This is a genomic window from Halorubrum rutilum (assembly GCF_024494565.1).
On record NZ_JANHDN010000005.1, the window covers coordinates 322,211 to 335,011 of the forward strand.

The following is a 12,801-nucleotide window of genomic DNA, read 5'->3' on the forward strand; positions in this document are numbered from 1 at the left end:
GAGGGGTCGCCTCGTTCGTCAAGGCTTTTACCCCGGAAATCGCAGGGCGACTATGCGACTGCGAACCGCTCTCACGGAGCACGAACGTCGGCGCGGCGAGCGCTATCCGGCGGAGCGTCCCACGACCGCCGGCGCGTTCACGGGCGACGACGGCCGTCTGGTCCACGTCGGGCCCGACGGCGCCGTCCACGACTGTTCGTACGCCCTGTCGGGAGTCGGCGGGGCCGACCGGCTCCGAATGGGGATCACGGCCGGCCGCGGCGTCCGCTGGTTCGACGACCTCGCGACGACGCGCCAGCACTACGACGGCGACACCCCCCTCGTCGAGACCGAGTACGACGCGGGGCGGTACACGATCCACCAGTTCGACCTCGTGGTGAGCGACACGCACCTGACGCACGTCGAGCTGCGCGGCGCGCCGCCGGCCGGCGCCGAGCTCGTCGCCGCCTGCGCCTTCTCGCCGGACATGGTCGAGGGCCGCGTCGGCAACCTGGTCCACCAGGAGGCCGGGCCGGACGACGGGAGCGTCGTCGAGGTGTACCACCGCTCCGAGCACGACTTCCTCACGGCGTCGACCGGGCTCTCGGCGGCGCACGGCCAGCGGCTCCGCACGATCACGGAGCTGCTCGGCGAGGACGAGAACGGCTTCCCGCACCGCGGCGAGATCGATCAGCGCGAGGACTCGCGGCTCACCCCCGACGTCGTCGTCCGCGCCCCCTTCGAGCGCGACGGCCGGACCGAGCGCGTCACCCTGGCGAGCCGGGCGGTCGTCGACCGCCGGGAGACGCGCGAGACGGGCGACGACGCGATGGACGCGCTCTCCGACGGCCCCGACCGCCAGCGCCGGATCGAGGAGCTCTCGCGGATCGCGACCGCCTACCCCGACGCCGACGACCTCCGCGAGGCGGCCGCGGGCCGGGGGCCGACGGTCCCCGAGGACGTCCCGCGGCGGGGCGTGATCGCGAGCGATCTCCGCGCACTCGACCTGCTGACGGCCGAGTCCGGCGCCCGGATCGCCGCCCCCGAGTTCGACCCCTTCTACTCGACGTCCGGCGGCTACGGCTACACCTGGTTCCGCGACGAGGCGGAGACCGCGTCGGCGCTTTTGAGCGCGAGCGAGGAGCTCGGCCTCGACGCCGACGAGGAGCTGCTCGCGACCGCCTCCTTCTTCTGCCGCACGCAGGACGCGGACGGCTCGTGGCCCCACCGCGTCTGGGCCGACTCCGGCAAGGTCGCGCCCGGCTGGGCGAACGCCCGGATCGAGGGCGCGAACGGGACCGCCGGCCCGAACGACCAGCTCGACCAGCCCGCCTCGGTGGTCGCGTTCCTCGCCCGGCTCCGCCGGACGACCGACCTCCCCGCGGAGTGGCGCGAGCGGATCGACGCGACGATCGCGGACGCGGTCGCCTTCCTCCGCGAGACGACCGAGGACGACGGGCTCCCCCGTCGCTGTCAGAACTGCTGGGAGAACGCCCTCGGGCGGTTCACCCACACCGGCGCGGCGTACCTCCGCGCGTTCGCCGCGGTCGCCCGCGCGCCGGTCGACGACGAGACGCGCGTCGCGGCGGCCGCGGCGGCCGACGACGCGCTCGCCGGGCTCGACGAGCGCTGGAACCCGGACACCGGGCGGTTCCCGCAGCGCGCGAGCGCGGAGAGCCGCGACGACCGCGCCGACGCCAGCACGTTCGCGCTCGCCGGCGCCGCCGTCGAGTACGCGGCCCTGCGCGAGGAGCGCGCCCGCGTCGACGGCGCGGTCACCGACGGCTCGGGCGCGGCGGTCGCGACGGCCGACTTCGACGCGTTCCTCGACCGGGTGGCGCGCCACGTCCGGAACTCGATCGAGGCCCTGCGCCGCGAGACGGCCGACGTCGAGGGGCTCGTCAGGTTCACCGGCGACGACTGGCGCACGGCCGAGCAGGGCGCCGCGAAGGTGTGGTCGATCGCGACCCTGTGGGGCGCGACGGCGGCCGCCTCGCTCGGCGGGCTCGTCCGCGAGCGCGACGGCGACGGCGGCGGCGCCGACCGCGACGCCGGCGCCGACCGCGACGCCGGCGCCGACCTGTTCGGGGCGGCCCGCGACCTGTACGCCCTCTGCGGGCCCGACGGCCACTTCGTCAACGACGCCGGGCTGTTCGCCGAGCAGGCGTTCGACGACGGCGACCTCGACAGCGCGACGCCGATCGGCTGGTCCCACGCGCTCCGGATCGAGGCCACGGTGACGCTCGCCCGGCACGGCGCGCTCCCGGTCCCGCACGACCGGCCGACCGGCCCGGACGAGGCCCCGCACTGGACGACGGGCCGGAAGTTCGGCGTCGGCACGCCCGCCGACCACGAGGCGGACGACCCGGTCCCGGTCTGGTTCACGCTGACGGAGGGGGCGCTCACCGAGGCCCGGTTCCCGCGGATCGACGTGATGAACGTCCGGACGTTCGACTTCCTCGTCGCCGACCCGGAGACGGGATACACGATCCGCACCTTCGACGAGACGAGCCACGTGACGGCCACCGAGACCGTCGAGCGCCGGACGGAACCGACGGTCGACGACGCGCTCGCGTACACGCAGACGGTCCGCGAGACCGGCGACGGCCACGGTCACGAGTGGACGCTCACCGTCGAGTACGCGGTCGACACCGACGGCGACGCGGTCCTCGCCGACGTCGACTTCGAGGGGGGCCGCGAGTACGACGTGTACGCCCTCGTCGACACGACGATCACGAACGTCGGCACGAACGACCGCGGCGACCGGGTCGGCGACGGCGACGGCTACCACCTGCTCGCGCGCAACGACGACGCGGCCGACCGGGGCGCGGGCAAGCTCGTCGACGACGACGGCGACTCCTTCGAGGTCGCCCTGGCGCTCGCCGCCGACGACCGGTTCGAGTGGGCCAGCGTCCTCTCGGCCGGCGGCGAGGAGGCGGACGCCCTCTTCGGCGAGGGCGAGCGCGGCGAGGGGGCCGCCGAGGCGACCGGGAACGTCGTGCTCGCCGGGCTCGTCGGGAGCGGGACCGACGTCTCGGACACGGTCGCGCTCGGGTTCGCGGAGAACGCCGACACCGCGGCCGCGCTCGGCGAGGCCCGCGGCGCCATCTCGCGCGGCTTCGCCGACGTCGCCGACGCCTACGTCGGGTCGTGGCGCGACTGGCTCGCCGGCCGCGAGTTCCCCGACTCGGTGACCGGCGATCCGGAGCTCGCGACCCAGTACCGCTTCGCGCTGATGACGCTCGCCGCCGTGGAGGACAAGCGCCACGACGGCGCGGGGATCGCCAGCCCGTCGGTGCCGTGGGGCGAGACGGAGTACGCCGCCGAGGACCGCGGCTACGGCTACAACTTCGTCTGGTCGCGCGACCTCTACCAGGTGTTCACCGCGCTGATCGAGGTCGGCGAGGTCGAGCGCGGCGCGAACGCGCTCGCGTACCTCTACAACACCCAGCAGGACGACGACGGCTTCCTCCCGCAGAACACCTACATCGACGGCCGCACCCGGTGGGGCGGCGAGCAGATGGACAACATCGCGTTCCCGTCGGTGATGGCGTGGCAGCTGTACGAGCACGGCCTGGCGCCGGCGGACGCCGACTACACCTACGATCAGGTCCGGCGCTCGCTCGGCTACATCGCCGAGAACGGCCCCGAGACGGCCCAGGAGCGCTGGGAGGAGGAGGCCGGCTTCTCGCCGTCGAGCATCGCGGCCGAGATCGCCGGGCTCGTCTGCGGCGCCGCGCTCGCGCTCGCCGAGGCCGACCGGATCGAGTCGGGCGACGGCGACGCGACCGCCGAGGAGTCCCCCGACGCGCTCCACGCCGACGCCCTCGCGTGGCTCGGCCTCGCCGACGACTGGGCCGCGCGCGTCGAGGAGTGGTGCGCGACGGCGACGGGGACCGAGCGCCACGCCCAGACGCCGTACTACCTCCGGGTCACCGCCGACGGCGACCCCGAGTCCGGGCGCCCGCGGACGATCGCCAACGACGGCCCGACCTACGACGAGCGCGAGATCGTCGACGGCGGCTTCCTGGAGCTCGTCCGGCTCGGCGTGAAGCCGGCGGACGACGAGACGGTTCTGAACTCCGTCTCCGTCGTCGACGACTCGATCCGGGTCGACACCCCGCACGGCCCCGCGTGGTACCGGTACGTCGGCGACGCCTACGGCGAGATCGCCGCCGGCGACCCGGGCGCGCCGTGGGCCGGCACCGGCGACGGCCGCGGGCGCCTGTGGCCGATCTTCACCGGCGAGCGCGGCGAGTACGAGTTGCGCGCCCGCGCCGACGGCCCAGACGCCTTCGGCGGCACCGACGAGGACGCGCTCGAACCGGACGCCCTCCTGGAGACGATGGCCGGCTTCGGCAACTCCGGCCGGATGCTCCCGGAGCAGGTGTGGGACCGCGAGCACCCGACCGACTACGGCTGGGAGTTCGGCGAGGGCACCGGGGGGGCGACGCCCCTCGCGTGGTCGATGGCCGGCTACATCCGGCTCGCGCACGGCGTCGACGCCGGCGAGCCGGTCGAGACCCCGACCGTCGTCCGAGACCGCTACGTCGAGCGCGACCGGCCCGCGGGCCCCGACCTCACCGCCGCCGTCGAGTACGCGGGCGAGGACCTCGTCGTCGCCGGCGAGACCGACGGCGACGCGGTCGCGGTGTACGCCGCGGACGGCTCCGCGCTGGCGACCCCCGACGACGGCGCGTACGAGGTCCGGCTGGACGCCGACCTCGACGCCGACACGGTGGTCGTCGCGGCGGCGACCGCCGACGGTGACGGTTCGCCGGACGGCGACGACTCCCTCGCCGACTTCGCCGGCGCCGGCACGTCGGTCGAGCGACTCCGGCTGTAGCGGCTCCGCGGGTTCTTTTAACGATCGGCCGGCGTCAGCCGAGCGCGGTCACGTCGACATCGCGAGACGCCTCGTCGACCTCGATCGCGACGGATTCGACGACCGAGTCGCGGACGCGCTCGCGCCACGACTCGACGGCCTCTTCGTGGAGCCGTCGGCGGGTTTCGAGGTCCGCGTCCGGGTGGGCCGCCGCCGTCTCGTCGACCTCGGGGTACGGCGGGACCTCGGCGACGAGCTCGCGGGGATCGACGTGGATCGGGGTCGGGGGGTCGCCGTCGCGCTCGCCGCTCGCGGCCGCATCCTCGCCGGGCGGGTCGGACGCGCCCGCGTCGACCGCGTGGAGCCGGGCGCGCATCCGCCCCGAGAAGGGCGGCGTCACCCGGAGGACGACCTCGCGGTCGCTCCGGAGCGTGGCTTCGAGCGCGCTCGCGACGTCCTCGCGGTGGACCGCGATCGACCGGATCCGGTCGGGACCGCCCTCGCCGCGCTCACTCATCGTCGCCCGTCCACTCCGCGTCCGAGAGGGTGCGCTGGACCGCCTCCTCGCCGACGGCGCCGGCGAGGTGCTCGAAGCCGGCGCGGACGCCGCGGTCGCTCGCGTTCGCGACGAGCCGCGACACGATGAACTCCGGCGTCGACTTGCCGATCGTCCCGAAGCGCGGCTGGTAGTCGACGCGCAGCGCCAAGTCGCTCGTGAGTCCCTCCGCGAAGATCCCGTCGATCCGGGCGGCGTCGGGGAGCGGGCTCAGGTCCTCCGCGAGGTGGGTGACGTACACGCCGAGCGCGCCCCGCTCGACGGTGAGCGTCACGAGCCCGTTCAACAGGTCGGCGGCGCGGCCCGGCTCCGTGATCGCCTCGAACTCGTCGACGAGCATCAGCGTCCGACCGTCCTCGACGAGCGGCGGGACCACCGACTTCAGGGTCGACTCCAGCACGCCGGCGTTGAACGAGGCGTGCCGGCGGTGGAAGACGATCCGGTCGAACGCGCCGACCTCGGCCGCCTCGGCGGGCACCGGGAGCCCCATCGACGCGAGCAGCGCCACCGCGCATATCGTCTCCAACAGGGTCGTCTTCCCGCCCGAGTTCGCGCCCGTGAGCACGCTCACGCGGTCGCCGGTCGGCGGCGCGTCGGCGCTCGCGACGCCCGCGTCGCCCGCGAGCGAGTGGGTCCCGACCGCGTACGACACCGGCTGGACCTCGCCGGCGAGGAAGAGGTTTCGGGCGTTCCGCACCGCGATCCCGTCGTCGACGAGCGTCGGGCGGACGAGGTCGTGGTCGGCCGCGAACCGCGCGAGCGAGAGCAGGAACGCGGCGTCGGAGACCGCGTTGACCGCGCGGGTAACGGCGCTTCCGCGTCCGTTATTCCCGTCGGCCTCGCCGGCCTCGTCCGTCTTCGCCTGCATTCCTCCGATCCGCTCCCGGATGTCGGCGGCGACCGCCGCCTCGCGCTCCGCGACCTCGGCCTCCAGCTCCGCCGCGAGGTCGCGGAGGGTCGCCGAGACGAAGTCGGCGGCGTCGAGCGCGTCGTCCGGCGCGACCGACCGCACCGTCGCCGGGTCGACGCCGGTCTCGCTCGCGACGCGGTCGACGGTCGCGGCCTCCAGCGCCTCGAAGTCGCGGAGCGATCCGTCTCGGACCGCGTCGAGCACGTCGAACGCGGAGTTCGCCAGCTCCTCGGCCGCGTCGCGCCGGTCGCGGAGGCGGTCGAGCTCCGCGTCGGCGCCGCGGGCGATCTCGATCTCGCCGCCGTCGTCGATCGCCGTCGGGTCGATCGAGCCGCGCACGTCGGCGAGGGCGTCGGCGGCGTCCCGGAGGCGCTCGGACTCCAGCTCGCCGACCGCCGCGAACGGACCGTGGTCGAGTCCCGCCTCCCGCAGGGCGAGGGCCGTCTCGACGGCCGCGAGGTCGGAGCCCTCCGCGTCGTCGTACGCGTCGAACGCCTCGACGACGCGCTCGCGGTCGGCCTCGCCGAGCCCCTCCCACGCCTCCCGCGCGGCGACGACGTCGTCCAGTCGCTCCTCGACGGCCTCGCGGTCGGCCAGCGGCGTCAACACCCGGATCCGGTCGGCGGCGTGGGCCGTCAGCGCGTGGCCCGCGGCCAGCGAGAGCAGGTCGTCGTACACCGATCGGGTGTCGCCCGTCGCGAGGACGTCCATCCCGGCCTCGCCGTTGGCCCGACGGAGGATCCGGGTCGCGCGTCCGCGGTGAAGTCCGGCGTCGACGAGCGCCCGGACGTCGGCCGACTCGATCGCCTCGATCGCCCGCGAGGTCCCCAGCGCCGAGACGAGCCGCTCGCTCGTCTTCGGGCCGATCCCCCAGTAGTCCTCGAGTCGCATACGCCGACGTGAGGGCGCGGCGTCTTGGCGTTTTCGTCGGCGGCGGGACGGGCGCCGGGCGCGGAGCGACCGCGGCCCCGGTCGGCCGCCAGCGTCAAATCCCGTCGGTCGCTACCGGCACCCATGGCCACCGAGCTCGCGGACGGCGTGTGGCGGTTCGAGCTGCGCGGCGTCAGCGCCTACCTCGTCGACGACGACGTCCCCGTGCTCGTCGACGCGGGGACGCCGTGGGACGAGGAGCGGGTCCGGGAGGGGCTCGAAGAGGCCGGCGTCGGCGTCGGAGACGTCGGGCGCGTGCTCCTGACGCACTACGACCTCGACCACGTCGGGACGCTCGCGGCGCTGGCGCCGGAGCTCGACGCGACCGTCTACGCCGGCGCGTTCGACGCGGCGATCCTCCGGGGGGAGCGGTCGCCGCCGCTGCGGAACCACAAGGGCGCGTTCCAGCGGCTCGCCGGGCTCTTCGACACCCCGCCCGACCTGGACATCGAGGCGGTCGCCGACGGCGAGCGGCTCGGCTCGTTCACCGCCTACCACACCCCCGGCCACACGCCGGGCCACGTCGCGTACGTGAGCGAGGACCTCGGCGTCGCGCTCCTCGGCGACCTCGTCGCCGCGTCCGACGGCGCGCTCGAACCCTCGGAGTGGTTCGTCAGCTACGACACGGACGCGGTACTGGACAGCGTCCGCGACCTCGCCGCCCGCGCCCCGCCGTTCGAGATCGCCTGCGTCGGCCACGGCGAGCCGCTCGCTTCCGGGGGAGACGAGGCGCTCGGAGCGCTCGCGGCGCGGATTTGAGGGAATCGAACGCGCGGCCCATCCCCGCCGCCCTACCGTGACTGCCGGTAGATCAGGTTCCGCTGGATGTCGTTGGCGCCCTCGTAGATCACCGGGATGCGCACGTCGCGGTAGACGCGGGCGATCCGGCGGTCGGTCAGGATCGAGCGGCCGCCATGGAGCTTCATCCCCTTCTCGGCGCAGTCGGCGGCGACCTCGGTCGACTTCGTCTTCGCGAGGGCCGCCCAGTAGCCGGCGTCCTCGCCGTTCGCGACCTTCTCGCAGGCGCGCCAGTTGAGCGCCCGCGCCGACTCGAAGCCGATCCGCATGTCCGAGAGGGTGTGCTGGACCGCCTGGAACTCGTTGACCGTGCGGCCGAAGGCGTTGCGGTCGTGGACGAACTCCTCGGCCTCCTCGATGGCGGCGGCCGCGAGCCCGAGGCCGTGGCCCCCGACGATCACCCGACCGTGGTTGAAGAAGTCCGCGAGTACGTAGAAGCCCCCGCCCTCGCTGCCGACGACGTTCTCCTCGGGGACGAAGCAGTCGTCGAAGACGATGTGGCCCTGCTTGGAGGCGCGCATGCCCATCTTCTCCGGGATGTGCTCGGCCTCGTACCCGTCCGAGTCGGTCTCGACGATGAACAGCGTGTAGTTGGAGTAGCGGTCGTCGCTCTCGCCGGTCTTGGCGTAGACGGTGAGCCAGTCGGCCTCGACCGCGTTGCCGACCCAGTACTTCTCGCCGGTGAGCTCGTAGCCGCCTTCCACCTTCTCCGCTTTCGTCGTCATCCCCGCGAGGTCGGAGCCGGTCTCGGGCTCCGAGACGGCGAGCCCCGATATCTGGTCGTTTTCGGCGACCGGCCGCAGGTACTCCTCCTTCTGTTCGTCGGTGCCGTACTGCTCGACCATCTCGGCGCCGAAGCTCGCGAGCTGGAGCGTGAGCGCGATGCCGGCGTCGGCGCGGTAGAACTCCTCCGCGACCGCGAGCACCTGCGCGAGGTCGAACCCCCTCCCGCCGTACTCCTCGCCGATGTCCTGCGCGACGAGCCCGGCGTCCATCCCCGCCTCCAGCACCTCCCACGGGTACTCGCCCGAGTCGTAGTACGCCGCCGCGTTCGGCGCGATGTGCTCGTCCGCGAACTCCCGGGCCTCGGCCTTCACGTCGCGCGCGCGCTCCGGCACGACGCCGTCGTCGAGTAGATCCATGCCCGATCCGCGGCCCCCGCGACCAAAACGTTCGTGAAACAACGAGGAATGACGGGAGCGTTTACTCGTCGGCCTCCGTCTCCTCGGTGTTAGCCTCCGTCTCCTCGGTGTTAGCCTCCGTCTCCTCGGTGTCGGTCTCGTCGCCGTCCCCGGCGTCGGCCTCGCCGATTCCGTCTCCGTCCTCGTCGACATCGATGTCGCTCTCTGACCCCTCCCCGGCCGAGTCGTCCGTTTCCTCTCCGGTCGAATCGCCCGCTCCGGTCGGATCGCTCGCGCTCGCGACCGCCTCGGCGTCGGCGATGTCGACGGGCTCGCGATCGGCCGCGTCGCCCTCCCCCTCTCCGCCGTCCTCTCCGCCCCCGTCACCCTCCCGGGCATCGATTTCTCCCTCGATTCCGCCGTCCGGCGGCTCGGCCGGGTCGGCGGGCCTGAACCCGGCCGTCTCCAGCTCGGGCTCCGAGCTCCCGTTCAGGGCGTGCCCCCGCTCCCGGAGCATCTCCCGCGCGGCCGCCCGGTCGACGGTGCCCGAGACGGTCCGGGGGAGCTCGTCGACGACCGCGACCGTCTTGGGGATCTTGAACCCGCTGAGCCGCTCCCGGGCGAAGGAGTCGAGCGCCGCCTCGTCCAGCGGTTCGTCCCCGTCCTCGACCGCGAGCAGCGCGGCGACCCGCTCGCCCCACGTCTCGTCGTCGAGGCCGACGACGGTGACCGCCTCGACCGCGGGGAACCGCCCGAGCACGTCGGCGACCTCGCCGGGCTCGACGTTCTGTCCGCCGGTGATGATCCGGTCGTCGAGCCGGTTGAGCACGTAGAGGTAGCCGTCCTCGTCGATCCGTCCCACGTCGCCGGTGTGGAGCCCGTGCGGACCGAACGCGGAGCGGTCGAGCTCGGCGGCGGACTCGTCCTCGTCGGGGGCCGGCGGACGCTCCAGGTACCCCGGCGTCACCGTCGGGCCGTCCACGACGATCTCGCCCGTCTCGCCGGCTTCGACCGCCGCGCCGTCCTCGTCGACGACCGTCACGTCGGTGCCGAAGAGGGGCCGACCGACGGTGCCGAGCCGGCCCCGCGTCTGTCGGGGCGTCGCGGTCGCGATCTGCGAGGCGGACTCGGTCATGCCGTAGGTCGGGTACACCGGGATCGAGTAGTCGCGGCAGCGCTCCAGCAGCTCGTCCGGCGCCGGCGCGCCGCCGAGCAGGACCACGCGGAGCGTGTCAGAGAGCGTGCCGCGGCTGTCGAGCATCCGCTTGAGCATCGTCGGCACGAGCGAGACGCCGGTCACGTCGTACGCGTCGATGTCGTCGGCGGTGCCGCCGGCGTCGAACCCCTCCCGGAGCACGAGCGTCGTCCCGTAGAGCGCGGAGCGGTAGACGGGCGCGAGCCCGCCCATGTGGTGGAGCGCGAGCGAGACGAGCCAGCGGTCGCCGGGGTCGACCCCGAGCCGGAACGCGGAGGCGACGGCGGAGCTGTACACGTTGCCCGCGGTGAGCGGGACCGGCTTGGGGGTCCCAGTCGTGCCGGAGGTGAAGAGGATGCAGAGGTGGTCGTCGAACTCCCACTCGGGGGGCTCGACCGACGCCGGCTCGACGTCGTGGACGGCGGTGACGGTCGCGTCGGCCGGGTCGTCGACGGAGAACAGGGGCGTGTCGTCGATCCCGTCGACGGCCGCCAGCGCGTCGTCCTCGGTGGGCTCCGCGCAGACGACCGCCGAGAGGTCGGCGCGCTCGATCCGCTCCGAGAGCTCCCTCGGCGTGAGCTCCTGCCCGAGCGGGACGAAGGTCGCCCCGATCCGCATCGCCGCGTGGACCAGTCCGACGGTCCCGACGTACGGCGGGGTGAGCACGCCGAGCCTGTCGCCCGCCTCGACCCCGTGAGCGACGAGGCGGCCGGCCGTCTCCGAGACGAGGCGGTCGAGGTCGGTGTACGTCCACGCCTCGCCGTCCTCCGCGCGGACGAGCGCCTCGTCGTCCGGCGAGGCCGCGACCCGGTGGGCGAGCCAGTCTCGCACGGGCGTCACCTCCCGCGCGGCGGCGTCTCACTCATCGTCGGCGTGTCGGACGGTGAGGACCGGCACGTCCGAGGTCCGGACGACGCGCTCGGTGACGCTGCCGAGGAGGTACCGGTCGAGCCCCTTCCGACCGTGCGTCCCCATCACGACCATGTCGATCGCGTGCTCGTCGACGTAGTCGCGGATCGAGCGGTAGGCGGTCCCGCTGGCGACCGTCGTCTCGCAGTCGACGCCGGCGCGCTCGGCGGCGCCCGCGACGCGTCGCGTGGCCTCCTTCCCCTCGGATTCGAGGGCGTCGACGACGACCTCGGCGCCGGCTTCGAGCGTCGAGTACGCCGCGCCGTCGACGACGTACAGCGCGTGGAGCGTGGCGTCGTACCGCCCGGCGAGATCGATCGCGTGTTCGATCGCGGCGTCCGACGCGGGACTGCCGTCGGTCGGAACGAGGATCTGCGAGTACATTACGTGGCCCGCTACGCTCGGTACGGATTAAAAACCCGATCACGAGCGGTATCGTTCGAAAAACCGCACGACGACGGCGCTATCGGAACCCCATCGCCTCGATCTGCTCCTGGTACCGGTTGCGGATGGTGACCTCGGTGACCTGCGCGACGTCGGCGACCTCGCGCTGGGTCTTCTTCTCGTTACAGAGCAGCGAGGCCGCGTAGATGGCGGCGGCCGCGAAGCCGGTCGGGGACTTCCCGGAGAGGAGCCCCTGCTCGGCCGAGACGTCGATGATCTCCGTCGCCTTCGACTGCACCTCCTCGGAGAGCTCCAGCGACGAGGCGAACCGCGGGACGAACTGCTTCGGATCGACGGGTTTCAGCTCCAGGCCGAGCTCCTGGGAGATGTAGCGGTACGTCCGGCCGATCTCCTTCTGCGGGACCCGCGAGACGTCGGCGACCTCGTCGAGGCTGCGGGGGATCCCCTCCTGGCGGCAGGCGGCGTAGAGCGCGGCGGTGGAGACGCCCTCGATGGAGCGCCCGCGGATCAGGTCCTCGTTGAGCGCGCGTCGGTAGATGACGGAGGCGACCTCCCGTACCGAGCGGGGCACGCCGAGCGCCGAGGCCATCCGGTCGATCTCCGAGAGCGCGAACTGGAGGTTCCGCTCGCCCGCGTCCTTCGTCCGGATCCGCTCCTGCCACTTGCGCAGCCGGTGCATCTGCGACCGCTTCTCCGAGGAGAGCGACCGGCCGTACGCGTCCTTGTCCTTCCAGTCGATCGTCGTCGTCAGCCCCTTGTCGTGCATCGTCTCGGTGATCGGGGCGCCGACCCGCGACTTCGACTGCCGCTCCGAGTGGTTGAACGCCCGCCACTCCGGGCCGCGGTCGATGTTGCGCTCGTCCAACACCAGGCCGCAGTCCTCGCACACGAGCTCTTGGTCGGCGTCCGTGACGATCTCTTCCGAGTCGCACTCCGGGCAGGAGAGCGTCTCCGTCTCGTCCGACTCTCGCTCGGTGTTCCGCTCTTGTTGACGCTGGCGGCTCGGACGTTCCATTATAAGGTTTCTGGTCACTGCCGCATTTAAACCTTTGTCCCGGATCGGCGCAGGGCGCCGCCGCCCACCGTTTCGCCGTAACCGCCGTCGAACCGAACAGCCGGCGTTGAAACGGCCGTCCGCGCTGACGGGTCGCGGTCGATTCCGCGCCCTCGGCC

At 73.4% G+C, this 12,801-nt stretch carries 8 protein-coding genes; 2 read left to right on the forward strand and 6 right to left on the reverse strand.

Annotated features, from left to right (window positions below):
- The first annotated feature begins 52 nt into the window (after nt 1–52).
- Nucleotides 53–4,825: a DUF7997 domain-containing protein gene (locus NO900_RS12720; RefSeq protein WP_256409592.1), complete on the forward strand. Its 4,773-nt coding sequence runs from the start codon at nt 53–55 to the stop codon at nt 4,823–4,825.
- Nucleotides 4,826–4,859: 34 nt separating this feature from the next.
- Here the strand turns inward: NO900_RS12720 and NO900_RS12725 are convergent, their stop codons facing one another.
- Both NO900_RS12725 and NO900_RS12730 read right to left on the reverse strand, forming a co-directional pair.
- Nucleotides 4,860–5,321, reverse strand: a complete 462-nt coding sequence (locus NO900_RS12725; RefSeq protein WP_256409593.1) for a DUF8009 family protein — start codon at nt 5,319–5,321, stop codon at nt 4,860–4,862.
- Nucleotides 5,314–7,161 (reverse strand): MutS-related protein, encoded by a 1,848-nt coding sequence (locus NO900_RS12730; protein WP_256409594.1) that lies wholly within the window; start codon nt 7,159–7,161, stop codon nt 5,314–5,316. The genes NO900_RS12725 and NO900_RS12730 overlap by 8 nt, the downstream gene beginning before the upstream one ends.
- 123 nt (nt 7,162–7,284) lie before the next feature.
- Between NO900_RS12730 and NO900_RS12735 the strand changes: the two genes are divergently transcribed.
- Nucleotides 7,285–7,959 carry an MBL fold metallo-hydrolase gene (locus tag NO900_RS12735; RefSeq protein WP_256409595.1) on the forward strand — a complete coding sequence of 225 codons (675 nt, stop codon included), beginning with the start codon at nt 7,285–7,287 and terminating at the stop codon, nt 7,957–7,959.
- Between the two features lie 32 nt (nt 7,960–7,991).
- On the opposite strand, the gene NO900_RS12740 is transcribed toward NO900_RS12735, so the two are convergent.
- The 4 genes from NO900_RS12740 to NO900_RS12755 all read right to left on the reverse strand — a co-directional run bounded on the left by NO900_RS12740 (nt 7,992) and on the right by NO900_RS12755 (nt 12,643).
- Nucleotides 7,992–9,140 carry an acyl-CoA dehydrogenase family protein gene (locus tag NO900_RS12740; protein WP_256409596.1) on the reverse strand — a complete coding sequence of 383 codons (1,149 nt, stop codon included), beginning with the start codon at nt 9,138–9,140 and terminating at the stop codon, nt 7,992–7,994.
- A 61-nt stretch (nt 9,141–9,201) separates the two neighbouring features.
- Entirely contained in the window at nt 9,202–11,145 is a 1,944-nt protein-coding gene (gene menE / locus NO900_RS12745) for an o-succinylbenzoate--CoA ligase (protein WP_256409597.1), read from the reverse strand.
- A 27-nt stretch (nt 11,146–11,172) separates the two neighbouring features.
- Complete coding sequence (locus tag NO900_RS12750; protein ID WP_256409598.1) at nt 11,173–11,607, reverse strand: universal stress protein; 435 nt, start codon at nt 11,605–11,607, stop codon at nt 11,173–11,175.
- 79 nt (nt 11,608–11,686) lie between these two features.
- Nucleotides 11,687–12,643 carry a transcription initiation factor IIB gene (locus tag NO900_RS12755; protein WP_256409599.1) on the reverse strand — a complete coding sequence of 319 codons (957 nt, stop codon included), beginning with the start codon at nt 12,641–12,643 and terminating at the stop codon, nt 11,687–11,689.
- Nucleotides 12,644–12,801 lie beyond the last annotated feature (158 nt).